Origin of the sequence: Lacihabitans sp. CCS-44, assembly GCF_024343735.1 — a bacterium.
Taxonomy (GTDB): domain Bacteria; phylum Bacteroidota; class Bacteroidia; order Cytophagales; family Spirosomataceae; genus Leadbetterella.
Map to the genome: position 1 here is coordinate 319,183 of NZ_RJUE01000002.1, position 20,032 is coordinate 339,214.

The 20,032-nt window shown below is 36.6% G+C and carries 15 protein-coding genes; 7 read left to right on the forward strand and 8 right to left on the reverse strand.

Annotation, left to right across the window (positions count from 1 at the left end; translation table 11 throughout):
• Positions 1 to 58: 58 nt before the first annotated feature.
• Positions 59 to 931 carry an inositol oxygenase gene (locus EGI26_RS02730; protein WP_255076175.1) on the reverse strand — a complete coding sequence of 291 codons (873 nt, stop codon included), beginning with the start codon at positions 929 to 931 and terminating at the stop codon, positions 59 to 61.
• Between the two features lie 113 nt (positions 932 to 1,044).
• Here EGI26_RS02730 and EGI26_RS02735 point away from each other — a divergent pair, with 113 nt between their 5' ends.
• On the forward strand, positions 1,045 to 2,163 hold the full coding sequence (locus tag EGI26_RS02735; RefSeq protein ID WP_255076176.1) for a glycoside hydrolase family 88 protein: 1,119 nt from the start codon (positions 1,045 to 1,047) through the stop codon (positions 2,161 to 2,163).
• 210 nt (positions 2,164 to 2,373) lie between these two features.
• Here the strand turns inward: EGI26_RS02735 and EGI26_RS02740 are convergent, their stop codons facing one another.
• Both EGI26_RS02740 and EGI26_RS02745 read right to left on the reverse strand, forming a co-directional pair.
• Positions 2,374 to 2,715: a P-II family nitrogen regulator gene (locus EGI26_RS02740; RefSeq protein WP_255037336.1), complete on the reverse strand. Its 342-nt coding sequence runs from the start codon at positions 2,713 to 2,715 to the stop codon at positions 2,374 to 2,376.
• Positions 2,716 to 2,808: 93 nt separating this feature from the next.
• Positions 2,809 to 4,062: an ammonium transporter gene (locus EGI26_RS02745; protein WP_255076177.1), complete on the reverse strand. Its 1,254-nt coding sequence runs from the start codon at positions 4,060 to 4,062 to the stop codon at positions 2,809 to 2,811.
• 542 nt (positions 4,063 to 4,604) lie between these two features.
• Here EGI26_RS02745 and EGI26_RS02750 point away from each other — a divergent pair.
• The 4 genes from EGI26_RS02750 (at position 4,605) to EGI26_RS02765 (ending at position 8,271) form a co-directional block, all read left to right on the forward strand.
• Positions 4,605 to 6,110, forward strand: coding sequence for a glycerophosphodiester phosphodiesterase family protein (locus tag EGI26_RS02750; RefSeq protein WP_255076178.1), 1,506 nt, complete (start codon positions 4,605 to 4,607; stop codon positions 6,108 to 6,110).
• A gap of 9 nt (positions 6,111 to 6,119) precedes the next feature.
• Positions 6,120 to 6,638 carry a RidA family protein gene (locus EGI26_RS02755; protein ID WP_255076179.1) on the forward strand — a complete coding sequence of 173 codons (519 nt, stop codon included), beginning with the start codon at positions 6,120 to 6,122 and terminating at the stop codon, positions 6,636 to 6,638.
• A 140-nt stretch (positions 6,639 to 6,778) separates the two neighbouring features.
• Positions 6,779 to 7,321 (forward strand): hypothetical protein, encoded by a 543-nt coding sequence (locus tag EGI26_RS02760; RefSeq protein WP_255076180.1) that lies wholly within the window; start codon positions 6,779 to 6,781, stop codon positions 7,319 to 7,321.
• Entirely contained in the window at positions 7,318 to 8,271 is a 954-nt protein-coding gene (locus EGI26_RS02765) for an alpha/beta fold hydrolase (protein ID WP_255076181.1), read from the forward strand. Before EGI26_RS02760 ends, EGI26_RS02765 begins: the two co-directional genes overlap by 4 nt.
• Positions 8,272 to 8,619: 348 nt before the next feature.
• Here EGI26_RS02765 and EGI26_RS02770 read toward each other — a convergent pair whose 3' ends face one another.
• The 4 genes from EGI26_RS02770 to EGI26_RS02785 all read right to left on the reverse strand — a co-directional run bounded on the left by EGI26_RS02770 (position 8,620) and on the right by EGI26_RS02785 (position 15,772).
• The gene (locus EGI26_RS02770) at positions 8,620 to 11,412 is read right to left on the reverse strand and encodes a COR domain-containing protein (protein ID WP_255076182.1); all 2,793 of its coding nucleotides are present in this window, start codon (positions 11,410 to 11,412) and stop codon (positions 8,620 to 8,622) included.
• Positions 11,413 to 11,629: 217 nt separating this feature from the next.
• Complete coding sequence (locus EGI26_RS02775; protein ID WP_255076183.1) at positions 11,630 to 13,966, reverse strand: glycosyl hydrolase family 28 protein; 2,337 nt, start codon at positions 13,964 to 13,966, stop codon at positions 11,630 to 11,632.
• Between the two features lie 63 nt (positions 13,967 to 14,029).
• Positions 14,030 to 14,860 (reverse strand): 5-dehydro-4-deoxy-D-glucuronate isomerase, encoded by an 831-nt coding sequence (gene kduI / locus EGI26_RS02780; RefSeq protein WP_255076184.1) that lies wholly within the window; start codon positions 14,858 to 14,860, stop codon positions 14,030 to 14,032.
• A 150-nt stretch (positions 14,861 to 15,010) separates the two neighbouring features.
• Complete coding sequence (locus EGI26_RS02785) at positions 15,011 to 15,772, reverse strand: SDR family oxidoreductase (protein WP_255076185.1); 762 nt, start codon at positions 15,770 to 15,772, stop codon at positions 15,011 to 15,013.
• 235 nt (positions 15,773 to 16,007) lie between these two features.
• Between EGI26_RS02785 and EGI26_RS02790 the strand changes: the two genes are divergently transcribed.
• Entirely contained in the window at positions 16,008 to 17,003 is a 996-nt protein-coding gene (locus EGI26_RS02790; RefSeq protein WP_255076186.1) for a LacI family DNA-binding transcriptional regulator, read from the forward strand.
• Positions 17,004 to 17,030: 27 nt separating this feature from the next.
• Positions 17,031 to 18,377: a hypothetical protein gene (locus tag EGI26_RS02795; protein WP_255076187.1), complete on the forward strand. Its 1,347-nt coding sequence runs from the start codon at positions 17,031 to 17,033 to the stop codon at positions 18,375 to 18,377.
• A gap of 98 nt (positions 18,378 to 18,475) precedes the next feature.
• On the opposite strand, the gene EGI26_RS02800 is transcribed toward EGI26_RS02795, so the two are convergent.
• Positions 18,476 to 20,032, reverse strand: a 1,557-nt coding sequence (locus EGI26_RS02800; protein WP_255076188.1) for an SdrD B-like domain-containing protein, incomplete at its 5' end; no start/stop codon positions are given.

Genomic DNA, 20,032 nt, shown 5'->3' on the forward strand with positions numbered 1-20,032 from the left:
ACTCATTAAGGCGTTTAGCAACAAAAAAACCTCCCAAGACTCAGGAGGTTTTCATATTTTAAAACTTCAATGTAGCTGGTAAATATTTGGCCACAAGATCCTCATAATAAGGCCTTAGCTCTTGCACATTAGGCGGATATGGTACTTTAGAGTACAAATCATAAGGATTAAATTTGTCCACCCATTTAAACATTTCGTGGTCGTGGGCATTCATTAGATGGTCATAAGCTCCCTCGCGGTGCTGCGAATAAAATGAGTGATAACGCAACATATACAGACCTTCTTCAGGCAAATAATCTTTCATTATTCTGTAAATATATTCGTCATGCCCCCACGACATCTGTACTTTGTCAAGGCCACAATTTGGTTCGTAAACACCATATTTGGTGTTATAACGAGGGTCTTTTGAATCTGGATTGGCCTCGAAAAACTCTGAATAAACTATTTTATCAGAGTGCTTGCAACCTGTGGGGAAGGTATCGCCAACCACAGCCCACTGCGGCTCACCGAACAAACAAAGAACTTTGCCCAAGTCGTGCATAAAACCTATTAACACAAACCAATCTGGGTGGCCGTCTTGACGAATAGCCTCCGATGTTTGCAGCAAATGTTGTAACTGATCCATGCTAGTATCTGGATCTGAGTCATCTACGAGGGTATTCAGGAAGTCTAAAGCGTCCCAAACACTCATCTCTTTTTTATTAAATCTTAAGAAATTCTCTTGCTTGGCTTTGGCAAAATCGTAGGTTTGGAATGTATGATTTAATCTATAAAACTCTTTTACCGTGTCTTGTCTTGCCGAGTCTACGTAATTGCGATACTCCTCTTTTGATTTCTCAAAAGGCTCTGGATAACGCTCTAGCACGTCATCTTCCCACTCTTCTATCGAAGCTAATGGGTTTAGTTCTTTTTCTGAAAAATTATTTTCCATTATATTTGAATGAATGATTTTGCTTCAAATATACCGTTAATTTTAAAATTCAGGTAATTGCAGAACAGTTAAATTGTGTAATAAACCCATTTTTGTAAAAAAAATATTCAAATATGTCAAGATTAGTCGTATTGCTTTTATTGTTAGGGAGTTCTGTAGTTTTTGGCCAGAAACTTCCCGAGAAGAAAATGACCTTAGAAAATATGCGTTTGGCGAATGATTATTTCATGAAAACTTGGCCAGATCCGTCTCAGAAAATAGTTTTGGATAAAGTAAGAACTTCAAATCTCTGGACAAGAGGAATTTATTACGAAGGCTTGATGGATTTTTATAGAATAGATGCGGATAAAAAATTTATAGATTATGCCGTTGCTTGGGGAAATGGCAACAAATGGGCGACGTGGTTTGGTGTAAACAGCCGTCATGCCGATAGCCACTGCTGCGGTATTACTTACATAGATTTGTACCAAATGGATACCACCCAAAAGCAGCGTTTGGCAGAGATAAAAGCATCGATAGACCTGATGCTAAAATCTGACAAAGTAGATGACTGGACATGGATTGATGCCTTGCAGATGGCTATGCCGGTTTTTGCCAAGTTGGGCGTAATGTACAAAGACGATAGGTATTTTGAAAAAATGCACGAGCTGTATTTGCATTCCAAAAACATTGAAGGTGGCGGACTATATAACGCCAAAGACGGCCTTTGGTGGAGAGACAAGAGTTTTGTGCCGCCGTTTACAACCCCAAATGGTAAGCAGTGTTATTGGTCAAGAGGCAATGGCTGGGTGGTGGTAGCCATGGTGAAAATGCTGGAGATATTACCCAAAAACTCCAAACACTACAAAGAGTATGAAGAAATGTATCTCACTATGATGAAATCCTTGCTTCCGCTCCAGAGAAAAGACGGTTTTTGGAATGTGTCATTGGCGGATTCAAACGATTTTGGTGGGCCTGAATTGTCTGGCACGGCACTATTTGCCTACGGCATGGCTTGGGGAATAAACAATGGCTATTTGGCAAAGAAAAAGTACCTAAAACCTGCACTGAAAGCTTGGGACGTAATGAATAAAACTTGTCTTCACAATGATGGTATGCTCGGTTACGTACAATCTACTGGTAAAGAACCGAAAGACGGCCAACCGCTGGGCTTTGACAAAAGGGCCAATTTTGAAGACTATGGACTGGGTTGTTATCTTTTGGCGGGTACACAAGTGTATTTGTTGAAATAGTATATTGGCTGCTTTGAGTTGTGAGTGATGAGTGGCGAGTTGTGAGTAGCGAGTGGTGAGTTGTGAGTGATGTTTGAGCTGCTTAAATCGTTTGCATAAAGCAGTTTGGTTTTTGAAGAAATAAGGTTTATGATAAGTGATTTTGAAGTTTTGGTTTTAGAACTCAAAAAAAGCCAACCCCTAGTCGAGATTGGCTCTTATTTCTTTGGTTTATTTTATGGCTCCACCACCTCGCTCTCGATTTCGGATTCTTACGGCATCATATACGTCATAAACAAATATTTTTCCGTCGCCTATGTTTCCTTCAGAGGCATTGTCTAGTATTACATCTATACATTTTTCGAGATTTTCGTCGCTCACTACGCAGATTATCATTACTTTAGGTAGCAGTATCATAGGTTTTTCGGTACCTCTATAAATCTCCGAGTATCCCCTTTGAAGACCAGCACCTTTTACCGGCATTACAGTCATGCAGGGTATATCTGCGGCTGTTAGGCCTTTTTGTATCGCTTCTAACTTTGAAGGTTTTACTATCGCTTCTACTTTTTTCATTTTTATTATTTTTTAACCTAAGGTCGCTAAGACACAAAATAAGTTTCTTTTGTCTATAGCTATTTATAGTGGTTTCGTTATTAAAGAAGTGCTTTATTCAAAGGTCGTATAAGACTCAACACCAAATTCTACTGCATCTATACCTGCCAATTCTTCGTGATGCGATATTCTGATTCCCATGGTTTTTTTCATTACAAATATGATCAAAAATGTGGCAAAAAACGAAAATAAACTCAATACCACCACACCCAAGATTTGAACGCCCAGAAAATCAAATTTCCCAGAAGAAAAAAGCCCTTTTTCTTCTGCAAAAACACCAACTGCAACTGTACCAAAGAAACCATTTACACCATGAACGGCTATGGCTCCTACGGGATCATCTATTTTTATTTTATCTATCAAAACAACACAAATATCGACAAATACACCTGCAAAAAAACCGATTATTATGGCTGAGTTTGCACTGACTATATTGCAGCCCGCAGTAACGGCCACCAAGCCGGCCAATACACCGTTGATAACCATGGTAATGTCTATTTTTTTGTAACGAAGCATGGTGTAGGCCATGGTAGAAACACCACCAGCCGCCGATGCCAAGAAAGTATTGACGGCCACTTTGCCGATCATTTCCCATTTACCAACCGCTCCGAGGGTAGAGCCAGGGTTGAAACCAAACCAACCAAACCACAATAAAAATGCCCCAATCGACGCCAAGGTGAGGTTATGGCCAGGTATAGCATTGGCCGATCCATCGGCATTATATTTTCCTTGGCGAGGGCCGAGTAAAATGGCCGCTGCCAAAGCCGCAAAGCCACCCACAGCATGAACAGCCGACGATCCGGCGAAGTCATTGAAGCCCATTTTGGCCAGCCAACCGTTGGGATTCCAGACCCAGTTGGCCGCTAAAGGATAAATTATTACACAAAATATAAGTACAAAGACAGCATAAGCCCAAATCTTCATACGCTCAGCTATGGCTCCCGAAACGATAGAAATAGAAGCTATGGCAAAGCCGAGTTGGATAAACCAGAAAAGGCTATTTGAAATGGTAAGATTTAAACCCAAATCGCCAGATAAAATACCAGTACCAAAAGCAAACCACCCATTGGACGGGCCGTAGGCTACTGCAAATCCTATTGCATAAAATGCGAGGCCGCCAAACATGATGTCTATCATCACCTTGGCTATAATACTCATAGAGTTTTTGGATCGGATAAAGCCCGCTTCTAACAAAGCAAAGCCTCCTTCCATTTGAAAAATAAGAGCGGCACACAAAGCCACCCAAACGCTATCTATAGCGTGTGTAAGCTCCTTTTGGTTAGCAGCTAATTGTTGTATTTCGTCCATTTTTTTTGTTGTACTTGAAAAATATGCCTTTTGAGATATTTTTCAGTTTTTTTATTGAAATCAGTGCAAAACTAAAGGTATATTTTTAATAAAAACAAAAATATTGATAAAAATAATAAAATTTTATATGTAATGATTAATGCATTTTTAAAGAATAATATTTTGGAAAAAATGTAATCATAAAAATTATAACTATGAAATGTCTATAAAATTGGAATATAGTTTGCTCTTGGTATGTATTTGAAAATAAGCCTGTCGTGGAAAATATGTTAAATTTTGAACATGGCGATTTGACTGGTTTTTTATAAAAATTCTTGGTTTTGTGCAATATTTTATAAAATGAAATAGTGACGATTGCTTCATAGGAAATAATCAAAACTTAGCTTCTTTGTGAGAAAACAGGAACATTTCGAATGGTCTCCATTAATCCCAGATAACCAGCTCTAGAATAATCAAAACTTAGCGTCTCTGTGTCTTTGCGAGAAAAATTAAACTTATAAAAAATATTTTCTTTAACTTTGAAAAAACGACCTTAATCAACAATGAAATTCAATTTATTCAGTAAAATCCTTTTTGTATTTTCCTTTATTTTATGTTCAAACGAAGCTTTTTCGAAAAATCCAAACTCGGTGGTAGCTCACAGAGGAGCATGGAAAAGTCAAAGTCATCCTGAAAACTCCATTGCCTCGCTCAAATATGCCATAAAACTTAAATGTATCGGCTCTGAGTTTGATGTACACATGACTTCTGATAATGTATTGGTAATAAATCACGACCCAACCTTTAATGGCTTGACTATAGAAAAAGTCACTTATAAAGAGCTATTGGCTTTTAAACTAAGCAATGGTGAGAAAATACCCACGCTTAAGGAGTATTTTTTGGCTGGTAAAAACCCCTACACCAGATTGGTTTGCGAAATAAAACCGGCCTCTACGGTGGAAAGAGGACGAATTGTTGCCCAAAAGGTTGTGGAATTGGTACAATCTCTGAAAATGGATAAGTATGTGGATTATATAAGCTTTGATTACGAAATGTTGTTGAAAATCAGAAGTTTAGATACCAAAGCTCATTTGCAATATTTGAATGGCACAAAGTCGCCAGCTGAACTTAAGGCTGATAAAATAAACGGAGCAGATTATCATTTTTCGGTATTTAAAAGAAACCCTGACTGGATTTCGGACTCAAAAAAATTGGGTTTAAGCCTAAATGCGTGGACCGTAAATGATGCCAAAGACTTAGACTGGTTGATAGCCAATGATTTTGATTTTATAACTACAAACGAACCTGAACTGGCCTTTGAAAGAATTAAAAATGCTCCGATTCAGAAAGACTGGAAATTGGTGTGGTCTGATGAATTTAACTACAAAGGTCTGCCTGATGATAAGAAATGGGGTTATGATATCGGTGGAAGCGGTTGGGGAAATAACGAACTGCAGTTTTATACTGAAAAAGATACAGCAACGGCCTTTGTAGGCAATGGTATTTTAACGATTTCGGCTAACAGAACAGCAAAGGAGAACCGAGAATATACATCGGCTAGATTGGTAACTAAAACCAAAGGTGACTGGCTCAATGGCAAAATAGAAGTGCGGGCAAAATTGCCAAAAGGTAAAGGTACTTGGCCGGCGATTTGGATGTTGCCAACGGATTGGGCTTATGGGGGTTGGCCAGAAAGTGGTGAAATAGACATTATGGAACATGTTGGCTATGAGCCTGATACGGTTTATGGTACAGTACACACCAAAGCGTTCAATCATTCTATAGGAACGCACAAAACTGGGTCGTTTTTTATGCCGACACCATACACCGAATTTCACGATTACGGTATAGAATGGGATCAAGAAAAGATAGATTTTCTGTATGACGGCAAAAAGTATTTCAGCTTTAAAAACACCAAAAAGAACTTTCAAGAATGGCCTTACGACAAGCGTTTTCATTTGATTTTGAACGTAGCAGTTGGAGGGAACTGGGGAGGAAAATATGGTGTAGCCACCGAAGTTTTTCCCGCCAAGATGGAAGTAGATTATGTAAGGGTATTTCAAAAATAAGAATAGTACATGAAAGCTAAAGTATTGTTATTGAGTATATTGTGTTTGTGTTTTCAAGTGTCTTTTTCTCAGAAAATAGAAAAACGACTAACGGAATTAAACATCGTTTTACCTAAAGTTCAGCCCCCGATAGCGTCTTATGTAAACGCCGTTAGAACAGGCAATTTGATATTTCTTTCAGGCAAAGGCCCAACAGGAACAGATGGTAAATTTATCACTGGTAAAGTAGGCGTAGACATGACTTTAGAGGAAGGCAAAGCCGCCGCCAGAAATACTGGCCTCAATCTTTTGGCAGCACTGAAGGCCGAAATTGGTGACTTAGACAAAGTAAAACGCATTGTAAAAGTGCTCGGAATGGTCAATTGCCCACCGGACTTCACCCAACAGCCTCAAGTCATCAACGGTTTCTCAGACCTCATGGTAGAAGTTTTCGGAGATAAAGGCAGACACGCACGTAGTGCGGTAGGAGTGGGTTCGCTTCCTTCCAATATTCCGGTAGAGATAGAGATGATTGTGGAGGTGGAGTGATTTGCGATAGATTCGATTTTGGATTTTAGCAATCTGGAAGTGTCTCGCCGTTGATTTATCTGATTTTCTCTTAGTTTTACTTGTGTTTTGTCATGAGTTTTAACATGCCCTTGTAATTTTATTTAATATAAACTACTACCATGAAAACTATATCAGATTTTTTTGTTCGAATAGCCAGTTTGAAAACGCTTTTACTTTTTTTTGGACTTTACGTTAGTTTCAACGCCTATTTTTTACCCAAAGGATTTAAAGACAAAGTACCTATTGAAGACAAAAATTTGCCAATTTTGGATTTGCAGTTTGGGTATAATCCTGGGCGAGTAAAGGAGATTGTGGCGATGTATCATGGCGAAGCCAAAGATGCGTATATCATTAATTCTACAGTAGTTGATGGCATATATCCTGTGGTGTATATGTTCTTTTTTGCTATAATTCTGAGTTTGGTTTTTTATAAATGGAAAATTAAACCGTGGTTTAAGTTTATTAATTTGTTTCCTTTTGTTTTAGTGATTCTGGATTATCTTGAAAACTATCACATTGTACAAATGCTAAAGACATTTCCTGAAAACATAGACGATTTGGCAGTGAATTGTTCGGCTATTACGCTTTTGAAATGGGCATTTGCTGGTATTGCTTTATTGATGATTTTGGGCGGATTGGTGCAAAACTTGACAAAGAAATGAGCAAATCAACTAAGAAAAAATACAAGATGGCCGTAAATCTGTCAAAAAATATCACCCTAAAGAAGATCCTAATAATAGTTGTTGGGCTTGTGTTTATAGCCTATTTGTATCCCATTGAGCAATTTACTTTTGACGAACGCTACCCAACAGACGATGTCGTGAGTGAATCTTTGCGGTTATTTAGAGAAGAGCCCACGAAAACTTTGAAAACGAATGGTAAAGATTGGACGTACTATCAGGCTGGCGATGGCGACACTACCATCTTGTTTTTGCATGGCATGGGCGGGTCTTACGACATTTGGTGGCAACAAATCAATTATTTCAGAAGTAAATATAAAGTCATAAGTGTGACTTATCCATCCGTAAAAACGCTTAAGGAACTTTCCGATGGCCTCATTGCGATTTTGGAAAAGGAAAAAATAGATAAAGTAATTGTGGTGGGCAGTTCTTTAGGTGGCTATTTGGCACAATATTTTGCTGTAAATCACCCTGGGAAGGTGATGAAAGTATCGCTTGGGAATACGTTTGCCCAAAACACAGAAAACAAGGTAAAAAACGAGACTTTGGTAAAAGTAATGCAATGGTTGCCAGAGTGGTTAGTGATAAAAACCATCAGAGGCAAGTACAACAAAGAGGTTATTCCAGCTGCCAATAACCATCCTGTAACCGACGCTTTCCTGAACGAATTGCTTGGCACAGAAGTAACCAGAGAGATTTTTACTAACCGGTATTATTGTGTGGTAGATACTTTTACGGCCAAAATTGATTCCAATATCCCACTTCAAATCATCGAAACCAGCAACGACCCCCTGGTCAGTAAAAATCTTAGAGAAGCCCTAAAAGCCAATTATCCACAAGCCAAAGTAGTAAACTTGGGCAATATAGGGCATTTCGGATACCTAAATGAGCCTGTAAAGTATAATGCTGTTTTGGATGAGTTTGTGAGGTGAGTTTTAGTAGGCCAATATTGATGATTTTTTTGAAAAGCCAATCGTATACCCATTTTTCACTTTAAGTAAATCGTGAAATTTCTTTGTGTTTTTTGTGAAAGAACTATTTCTTGAATGAAGCAAATGATAACTGAAATTCGGAAAATTGTGTTCTAATAGAAAGAGCCATTCTAATCAAAGTATTTAAATTCAAAACAAAGTTCAATCCTCAAAGTGAATCAGTTTAGTTGTTCTTTTATTTACTTTTTATTTTAAAAGTAAAATTACATACCTGTTGCAAACTAATTATAGAAAAACATCAAGGATCGAGAATAATTCATAGAGACGATTTAAAATTAATTGGGTGTTTTATGTTTTCATATTTATGAAAAAGTGGTAAACCTCAATCTCCTCACCTTCGATTTTATGGCTTCCAACGCCAACTTTTACATTTGTTGAAACTCCTAAATCATTTTTCTGCACAAATCGAATTAATGGAGCATTTGTTTCAATAGATTCTTTACTATTTAAATTTTCTATGTATTTACTATATTGTTCCCAGCTTGAATCAAATTTTTTTGCGTAGGAATATATAATTAAGAAAAGTTTATTTAGTCGATTAGTATTGTAGTTTAGAATTAGCTTCTTTACATGTTCTTCAATTTCTCTATTTTCCGGACCACAACTATAAATTTTAAAGCACTCTATAATTGAAATTGGTAGTCCATTTTTATTCCTAACCATAATGTCAACTTCACCACTTCCATTCTCGCTAAATGAAATTCCTGATCTTGTTTGGTCTGTGATTTGGTATCCTTTACTCCTGAGCATATCCGTCACAAAATCATTTATTTCATCTTCTGGCCTTCCATTATAACTGTACTTTCTTTCCAATAATCTAGTCGAGAATTCATATAAGTCAAAAACGAGATTCTCAGAGTTATATATTGCATCAATATCTTGCTTAATATTTGAGATGGAATAATGACCAATTAAATTTTCTACGTTGACTCCAAGGAAGCTTTTTTCACATGGAACTGTTTTGAATTGGTTATTTTTGCTAATTTCTTTAATAAATGTAAAATTAAACAAATGGGGATGGTCAGAGCTAATGCATATATGACAATTACAAGGTATTTTTTCTGGAACATCGTCGTAATTCAAGGTATTGTTGATACTATTCAAATCATTTCTGATAATCTCTAAAAGAATAGCTCGCTCTGATCCATTTATCCAAATTTGTATTTTTCTCGAAAATTGATCACTTATTATTAATCCATGAGTACCCTCTCTTTCAATAACTACACCATTTTTCCAAAAAGTTTTGTTAAAAATGAGATCTCTAGCTCTGACAATATATCTTGGCAATATTCCTGCTGGCATAAAATCATAATGATATTCAAATTTTAAATTGTCACTATAATCCCATTGAAATTGAGACTTTTCTGGTTGCAGTAATTCTGGTATTAAAAACCTGTTTGAGGGTAATTCGAAACAAAGTTCAAATTTTTTCATCAACTCTATTAAGTATGGAAATTTGTCTTTTGGATAATCGTTTAAAATCTCATCTAATTCATTGAAGTGAAACTCTCCAAAATTTTGAATAATATTCCTTGAATCCAAAATTTTGTAAACTGCATTTGTCGCCCATTCAGGTTTTAAAAAAACTAAATTCTTAAGTAAAAAACTTTCTTGGAAATGAAGAAAAACCCCTAAGTCATGAAAATATTGACTCAAAAAGAGTGCTTTCTTATTATCAAGCCCGTGTCTGTTGCAGATTTCTAAATATATTTCTCTCGTAATAAAATTTTCATGTAAAGATTCTAATTCATTTCTTATTTCGACCCAAACCCTTGGTAAATTATCACCTATTAATGGTAACTCATTAATTAACTTTGAGATTTCCACTTTGAGATTTTGAATATTCTTTCCAGTTAATGCACTTACCTGAAAGAAATTTTTCACATTCTTAAATTTTTCTTTCAGTGATCTTTCATCTATGTTTAATGTTCTCTCATCACATTTATTCATTACCATTATTACAGGAGATTCATTGCTTAAAAGCCTGATAACATTTAACCAGTAATCAAAGCTTGTTAAATGTTGATCGGTTCTAGCATCCCATACTAATAAATATAAAGACCTTTTTGTTAAAAAAAATTGGTGCGTTGAGTGATATATTTCTTGTCCACCAAAATCCCAGACATTAATTCTGAAATTTTCAGTTGATTCGGTTTGAACATTCCAAGAATTAATTTCAATTCCTTCGGTTGTAACTGTTTCAGGTGTGTTTTCTTTTAATAGCCTATTCATTAAATAGGTTTTTCCCACAGAACCTTGCCCAACAATCAGCAATTTGGCTTCAAAAAGTTTTACATTATCTCCAAGAGATAAATAATAGTTAATTATTGCTTGGACTCCTTGTGCCTCAATTTCAAGAGGTACTTTGTCTAAGTTATTTGACCGAATTTGGATCTCTTCTAAATTCTCTAGCTCTTCTAATTCTTTTGGTAGAAAAGATAAATTGTTGGATGAGATATTAAGCGATTTTAGTCTTTTTAGTTTGTTAATACTTGAAGGCAGGAATGTGATTTTATTACCACTTAGATCTAGTTTCTCTAAATTAATTAGTCCTTCAAAAGCATTGTCATCAAAAAAACTGATTTGATTATTACTTAGATTTAAATTTTTTAAATTTTTAGCATTGGATAAAAAATTTGGAAATTTTGTTAATTGATTTCCACTTAAATTTAAATCTGTAACAAATATTTCGTTTTCAACTTCAGGAATTGAAACAATCTGATTAAAGGCTAAGTCAATTTTTTCAATTTTAAAGAGTTCTTGAAGGTGGTTCTTTTGAATTTCTTTTATCTTGTTATCTCTAATTGAAAAACTACGCAAATTCTTAACCAGAAAAATCAAAGATGGGATTTCAGTAAACTTATTACTATTTAGACTGAAGATTTCCAAACTTGAAAGCTTATAAAACCAATCTGGCAATTTGTCAATGTTATTTTTGAACAAATCCAATTGTTTTAAGTTTTCGCACGAAAAAAGCTCTGTAGGTAAATTTTTAATTCTACCATTCTGCAATTGGAGAATCAATGTGGAGCTGTTGATTTTTTTTAGTTTTTCTTTTATATGTGGTTTAATCCCTTGCATTTTTTATAAATAAATTAATTTAAGTCATTTCTACACCGAAGTCTTCAATGTGTTACATATTAGAGTAACAATGAAATAAAGGTATGAAATAGATTTTTTATACAAAATAGAAATTATGTTTCTTCGTTAAATAAAATTAAAATTGTTTTTTGCGAATAACTAAAAACACCCAGCCTCCATCTAGAAACTGGGTGTTCTAGAAGAGAAAAAAACAATCTCACCTCATCCTAAAAACCTTCTTATCAGCCTTTGCCTTAAAAGTCGCAATTTCTTTCAAATTTGATTTTTGGGTGTTAACCAAAGAAATATTTCGGTTTCTTTCACCTGAAATCTCGAGCAAGGTTTCTGCTTTAGGTGAGAAGGCTAAATGGTTGAAGTTGATATTCTTACTGTTCTGAATCTGTCCCACAGTGGTGTTTTTTGAAAATATGCCTATATTTTCAAAGCTGATATTTTCGGCTTCGATACAAATCAGGCCTTTGTTGGAGGTGAAATTTGAGTTTTTGATACTAATATCTTTGATGTTCATTTCGGGTAATCCTCTTAGCATAATGGCCGTTTCTGCACCTTTACAGTTCACGTTTTCTATAAAAAATGATTTGAAAGATGGCGTAGTTTCGTCCAGTTTTTCTGCTTTTATTTCAGGTAAAGTGGTGTCGTCTCCATCTAAAGGCACTGGGTCTTTGGCCATATAATACATGTCAAACAATATGGCTTCACCTGGGATGTTGCTCATGTTTATATCAGAAATGTAGATTTTCTCCACCACTCCGCCACGACCACGAGCAGTTTTAAAACGCAAACCAATGTCGGTTCCGAGGAAATTATTGTTGTTTACATACAGATTTTTAACTCCACCAGACATTTCGCTGCCAATCACAAAGCCTCCGTGTGCATGAAAAACCGTGTTGTTTCTAACGATGATATTTTGAGTTGGTTTTCCACGTTTTCTCCCTTCTTCGTCTCGGCCAGACTTTATACAAATGGCATCATCACCGGTGTCGAAAGTAGAGTTTTCAACTATTCCATTCGAACAAGATTCCAAGTCTAGTGCATCGTTGTTTTGGCCAAACCAAGGATTTTTTACGTTTACATTTTTAATAGTAATGTGCTCACAAAGAAGTGGATGCAATGTCCATGCCGGTGAGTTTAGAAAAGTAATGCCTTCGATAACCACATTTCTACATCCCGACAAACTGATGAAATTGGGTCTAAGAAAATCTCTGATTTTTTGGTAATCTTCCAAAGTTTTTCCTTCTGTTTTTTTGTTGGTCCAGCCCATGTTTTCATTACCATATTTGGAGGTTTCAGACGGATACCAAGTGTCTTTTTTGTCGTTCACCACACCGCCAGAAGCTACTAGGTTTTTCCATTGCGTGTCAGTGAATTTTGATTTTTTTACTTGTTTCCATACTTGGCCAGCACCGTCCATAGTTCCTTTGCCCGTTAAAGCTACATTGGTCAAGTTCACTCCCCAAATGGGTGCCTGACAACGGTATGCCACGTTGCCCTCCCAAGTGGTTTCTACCACAGGGTAGTCGTCGCGGTTGTCGCTAAATTGTAGTACAGCACCAGCTGCCAAATGTAGATTGATGTTGTTTTTTAGAAGAATTGGTCCAGAAATCCACAAACCCGAAGGAATCAAAACTGTTCCGCCGCCTTTTTCGGTAGCTATATCTATGGCTTGTTGGATGGCTTTGGTGTTTAAAAATAAACCATCCCCTTTGGCTCCATATCGGGTAATGTCAAATGTGTCTTTTTTGAAGTTTGGGGTATTTATTTTTGGTAATTGAAACTCCATTGTGGTGGGATAAACCGACTTTTTTAGCCAGTTTCTTAGCGGTAAAGATTGAGTCATTAAATCTTCTGCAACCAAAGAAGCCATCAATCTCGCACCATATGGCGATAGGTGAGTGTTGTCAACAATACCGTTTGGGAATTTCGAAAAAATGCCACCAGCATAGTGCATAAATATATCTCTTGAGGCCTCTTCTCCATGATTTTCGATGAGTTTTTGGCTCAAAGCATGCATGTCTATTAAATCCACTTGATTCTTTTTGGCAACTTCTTTCACCACTTGTGGGTATTCTCCATGCTGATCCACAAAAGTTTTGTTTTCGTCGAATTTACGTCTCATCATAGGAGTTAGTAAAATCGGAATAGCTCCTTTGGCTTTTACTTCGTCAACGTATCGTTGCAGATTGGCTCTGTAGGCTATTTGTGGGTCGGCAAATTTGGTGGTATCAGAGATTTTTTGGTCGTTGTGCCCAAACTGTATGAAAACATAATCGCCTTTTTGTAATTGCTCGTGTACTTTGGCCCAATGCCCTTCATTTCTGAAACTTTTGGTGCTTCTGCCATTCAGAGCGTGATTTTGGATTACAACCGCATCAGTAAAAAGCTCATGAAATACTTGCCCCCAGCCAGTTTCTGGTGCGTCGTAAGGTTTTTTGTTGGCCATTGTTGAGTCACCAATCATAAAGATTCTGACTTTTTCATTGGGAAAACTGAAACCCAAAAATAAGAAGCCAAATATAAAAATGTATTTTTTCATAAAGCGTTTGAAGCAAAACACCCCAATGTTTTATCATTGAGGTGTTGGCAGGTTTTGTTGTTATTATCTGAGTTCGTTCAAGTTTACGAAATCCATATCGGTAAAGTCTTTGTTTTCGCCGGCCATACCCCATATAAACGAATAATTGGCCGAGCCGCCACCTGAATGAATACTCCAAGGTGGTGAAATAATGGCTTGGTGATTCTGCACCCACATGTGGCGAGTTTGGTCTGGTTTGCCCATAAAGTGCATTACACCCTGATTTGCAGGCACATCGAAATAGCAATAAACTTCACTTCGTCTGTCATGTACATGCGGCGGCATGGTATTCCAGATGCTACCCGTTTTGAGCACGGTCAGACCCATCACCAACTGACAACTCATGATACCGTCGTTGTGAATGTATTTGTAAATAGTACGGTGATTTGAAGTTTCAGGAGCTCCCAAGGTTACAGGCGAAGCGTCTTCTTTAGTGAAAAGTTTGTTGGCATAAGTCTGGTGGGCTGGTGCCGAAAGGATAAAGAAACAAGCCGGATTGGTAGCATCTTTTGATGAAAAAGAAATATTTTTTGTTCCTTTTCCTAGATAAAGACAACTCAACTTTTCAACAGAAAAAGTCTCTCCATCTGCTTCTATTTGACCATCTCCAGCCACGTTGATGATACCAATTTCTCTTCTTTCCAAGAAAAACTCACTTTTCAAGTCATCATAAGTGCCAAGTTCTAGTTTTTTAGAAACGGGTTTTATTCCGCCCAAAACCAGCCTGTCATAATGCGTGTATGTAAGTTTTATCTCGTTATCAGCGAATAAGCTTTCCACCAAGAAATTCTCTCTCAGTTCTGCCGTATTCATTCTTTCCACTTCACGTGGGCTACTTTCGTATCTGGAATTCATATTTTTAATGTGTTAATTTTTAATGTGTTAATTAGCTAATTTGGAAATGTGCTAATTTTTTAATTTGCGAATTAGCTAATTCGTTAATTTTTGATAGTACTTAATTTTTGAATTAAGTAATTATTCAATTAACAAATTATCCAATTACCATCACCTCCCCATCCAGCCGCCATCTACAGTCAAAATAGTGCCTTGCACGTAGCTGGACATCTCTGAGGCTAAGAAAACTGTCGGCCCTTTAAAATCTTCGGGTTCGCCCCATCTGCCTGATGGAATTCTTCCTAATATGGATGCACTGCGGTCTGCGTCTGCTCTCAATGCCTCTGTATTGTCTGTGGCTATGTAGCCAGGTGCTATGCCATTTACGTTTATACCTTTTGAGGCCCATTCGTTGGCAAAAGCTTTTACTAAACTACCAATAGCTCCTTTACTAGCAGCATATCCTGGTACATTTATTCCACCTTGAAAAGTAAGTAATGATGCTGTGAAAATGATTTTCCCATAACCATTTTTTATCATCTGCTTGCCAATTTCTCTCGTTATAATAAACTGAGCATCAAGATTTATGGCTATTACTCTGTCCCAATATTCATCAGAATGTTCGGCAGCGGGGTTACGCATAATAGTTCCCGCATTGTTCACCAAAATATCGATTTTTGGGTGTGCGGTTTTTGCTTTTTCAAGAAACGAATAAATTGATTTTCTATCTGAAAAATCTGCTTGGAAAGAATAAAATTTCCTGCCTTGAGACTCCACAAATTGCTGTATATCACTTCCTTCAGAAGGCATGGTGGCCGAAACGCCGATAATGTCGGCCCCGGCTTCGGCTAAACCTTCGGCCATGGCTTTGCCTATGCCTTTGTTGCAACCCGTTACCAGTGCGGTTTTGCCCTCTAAACTTATTTTAATCATCTTTTTTCTAAATATTCTGTAAGATTACCAAGGATTACGCTCGAATACAAACATTGGTTTCTATTAATTTATGCAATCGTTTTCAGGATTTTTATATTACCGCAAAGCCGACAAGACATAAGGAATGAATTTCGTTTTTTGATCTAATAGGATTTTTTGAGGACATTCGAACTTGTTGGTTATATTTTGAAAGTGCGTGTTTTTTTGGTAATTTTCGATTCAAATTATTGTAGAATTGGAAGTAATTACCCTCAAAGACATCGCAAAAGCTTTAAATCTCTCCACATCAACGGTGTCGAGAGCATTGAGGGATAGCTACGAAATCAATGAAAAAACCAAGAAATTGGTGGCGGAATATGCCAAAAAGGTCAACTTCAGACCCAATCCGATAGCATTGAGTTTAAAAGACAATAAAAGCAGGGCCATTGGCGTAATAGTACCCGAAATAGCCAATAATTTTTTCTCGCAGGCTATCAACGGTATAGAAGATGAAGCCTACAGTCGTGGCTATCATGTGGTTATCTGCCAAAGTCATGAGTCGCTGGAGCGAGAAAAAGAGAATCTTCGGCATTTGTTTGAAAGAAGGGTGGACGGGATTTTGATTTCGCTTTCCGGTAAAACAACGGATATTAAGCATATTCTTGAGTACAGCGAGAGCAACTTTGCCGTGGTGTTTTTTGATAGAGTGCCCGAGAGTGGCGGTTTTCATAAAGTGGTGGCCGATAACTTTTCGGGGGCATTTGCGGCTACCGAATATTTGATAAAACAAGGTAAAAAACGTATCGCACATATCACGAGTCCGCTTACTTTGTCGATAACCAAGGAGCGTTTGGAAGGGTATAAAAAAGCGTTGGAAGTTCATGGAATAGCGATTGATAATGAGCTGATTAAGTATTGTGGCTTTGATCCTGAAGAAGCCAAGTCTACGATAAATGATTTTATGAATACCCAAAAACCCGATGCATTTTTTACTTGCAGCGACAGGTTGGCTCTGCATTGTTATGAGGCTTTTCAGAACAGAAAAGACGAGATGCCGGTGGACACGCCATTTTTTGGATTTACGAATCTGAACGTTTCCCATCTTTTTCACCCCAAACTCTCCACGGTGGTGCAGCCCGCTTATGAAATGGGTGGGAGGGCGGCCAAAATTCTTTTAGATCAACTTGAAAGCAAAAGGAAAGTTAAGGATTTTGATAAAATTGTACTTGAAACGTATTTGAAAATAAGCTAGTATATTTGCTTTTTTTATAATGATTATATGAGTTTAGGACATAAGTTTTTACGCCTAAAAACCTTCTTCGTGCTGATTTTGGTTATTTTTTTTAAAAATATCCTTTTCGATTATTTGTTAAAATCTCAAGATGTCGCCCTTTTGGAAGGTTTTAAAAGTGCCTTTTTTTATACTGCTTTTAATGTTTTTGACTGGCTGGTATTTTGGTTTATTTTTAAAGATGTACTAGGAAATGGACTAAAAACCACTCTTTTGGCTATTCTTACTATAACTTTTACGTCCATACCGTTTTTTATACAAGCTCCACTCATTCGCCTCGACTACGACAATCTACTCATTTCTTCAGCATTGTATTTTATACCTTTCTTTGTTTTCATTATTCTAAAAAAATCTCCAAAGCTGATATTTTTACCGATTATGATGGGCATAATACCCAACATAAATCTAGAAATAGCAAATGGTTTTACCGGTAATTTGTCATTTTTGAGGGTGTTTTTTGGAACTGGTTTATTAGAGCAAAATGTAGCTAATGGTGTTTTCGTAGATTTTGGATTGGCCATTATTAAAACTTGTTTTTGGACGGCTATTGTCATTCTTTTTTATGAAATAAATCACCAGTTTTTTGCTTACAAATCGTGGAGATTTTATGTAGAGTTGCCTATTAAAAAAGGATTTTTGTTGATTGTGGTAGTGGTTTTCAAAACACTTATTTACTGGATGGTAGGCTCACTTTTGATAGCCATGGTGGGCAATAATTCAGTGCCACTTTTTACCAACAAAATAGGTTTAGTACTAAATGGTCTTGGTTTTTTTGGCTTTTTGTGCATCAGTAGTATTTATTTTAGAAAATATATTACGCTATATTTTTACCAAAAAACAGGACATTCCAACTGGTTGTTTTTTTTCTTCTTTATTCCGTTTTTAGATTTTGCGGCTCTTTTGATTACTCTTTTGGTACCTTTTAGTGTATCTAAGAAAGCCATAAATTATGGGTTTTCTAAAAAGATTTTGGTAGGCTTGGTGGCTTTAGTGTTGGTGGCATATGCTGGGGTTTGTTATTTTAAAAACATAGTGAACATTCCAACCACCGAAAAAGAGCTAAAGATAGGTTTACTAATTGCTCAGGTTTTGTTACCCGTTTTTTCGGCTATGGGTATTTTGTTGAGCGTCAAAAGCAATGTTTTTCATAAAGTGCTTTTGGCTATTCTGATAGTTTTGGTACCGATAGTTTCTGTTTTTTTGGTACCTAAAATTGAGCTTTCTGGCAAAATAGAATTATTGGTCAACACGCTTTCTATTTATCTGCATTCTGGACTTATTCTCTTTTTTATTTACCCAACACTCTATTTTAAGGAGTATTTGAAAATTAAGTAGCTTTTTAGGATTTTCAATTGAAAATAGAAGTTTACCAATATTTTTAAACAAAAAAAACGCCCCTAAAAAGGGACGTTCTGTGTTTATTGGGTTATTGCTTACTTGGTTTTCGTTATTTTTAGAGGAATACAAACCTCGGTTTTACATTCACAAATATCTTGAACAACTATAGGGCAGCAATTGCCATTCGAGCATGTAACTCCATTTAAAATTACTGTATAGTTTCCTGGTAAATTTGCAGAATAAGTTGGTCCAGTTCCACCCACTATATCTGATCCATTTAATTGCCATTGGTAAGTTGAATACCCAGTAGGAGCAGTTAAAGTGGCACTTTCATTTTTAGTGGTACAAATAGAGATCGGTATCGTTACGGAAGATTGTCCATAATCATCTTCACTTACAATCTTATTTCCGGGAGTAGAATCCATATCATTATAGGTTGTCGATAATACCCATGCAGTTAGTGGCATTTGTCCACCCACATTGGTTAAGATTCTGGCCTGGATTGTAAGCGTATCAAAATCATAATTTGTTACCGAAATGTTAGACCAAACATGTGTACTCGGGTTATAAATACCCGAAGTAACAGCAGCAGAAATAAACTGTAAATGGGTACCAAGGCTATCTTTTATTGAAATAATATCATTAACATTGAGTGTGTCAGTTCTTCCAACAATCACTTGATAAGTAATTATGTCATTTATTTGTCTCAAACATGTGCCTGAAGCATCTACCCTTAGATTTACATCTATTTGCGGCAATACAACTTCAGTTGAGTCGCTTGGGCCGGGCTGATATGGATTAACATTATCAGAGATATCGGTAATGGTACTGTCTATTGGATCTTTACCATATACAGTTGCCGAGTTCATCACTTTTCCGTTTTGCACATCATTTGCTGTTAGGAAATACTGGGCAACAGCAAATCCTGTTTGTCCCGGTAACAAAGAATCAGGCGAAACAGCTATTGGGTTTGAAGATATCAATGTGTCCACTACATAGATATTTGTAAGTGTGGTATTTCCTGTGTTTCTTACAGTAAAACCAAAATTGATGTAGTCGCCAACATAACCATTACCGACTAATGCTCCATCTTTTAACAGGCTAATTTGAGAATCAAAGAAATTGAATCCAGCATCAATATTTGTTACATTTCGTGTAGCATTTCCAATACTCATAGCCGTATTTACTATAATTGGGTCGGTTATGCCGGTTATGCTGTCTGCGTCTGAATCAACTTCGTTATTGGTTCCAGAATCTTTGCTAACAGCATTCATTCCGACTGGCTTTACAAATTTGATTCTATAGTTATCTGCCATTAGGCTGTCAAACAAGTAATTACCGTTGATGTCGGTCACTGTAGAATCTATTTTTGTTCCACTTTGGCTTAATAGGTAAACGGTAACATTTGGAATTGGTAAATCACCAACGGTTTGGGTGTTTGAGAAATCAATATCTTCAAAAACCATATTGCCGATAGAGCCGAATGGAGCAAGTCCAGCATCAATTTGTAGGTTGTTTCTTAATGAATCACCTACATTTCTAGAAACGTCAATAGTGATGGTATGCGTCCATTCGTTGGCGTTAATATCACTGTCTACATTGTCTGGGCCAGCGTTTTGTTTTGATGCAATGCTACCACTTGGTATTACAAA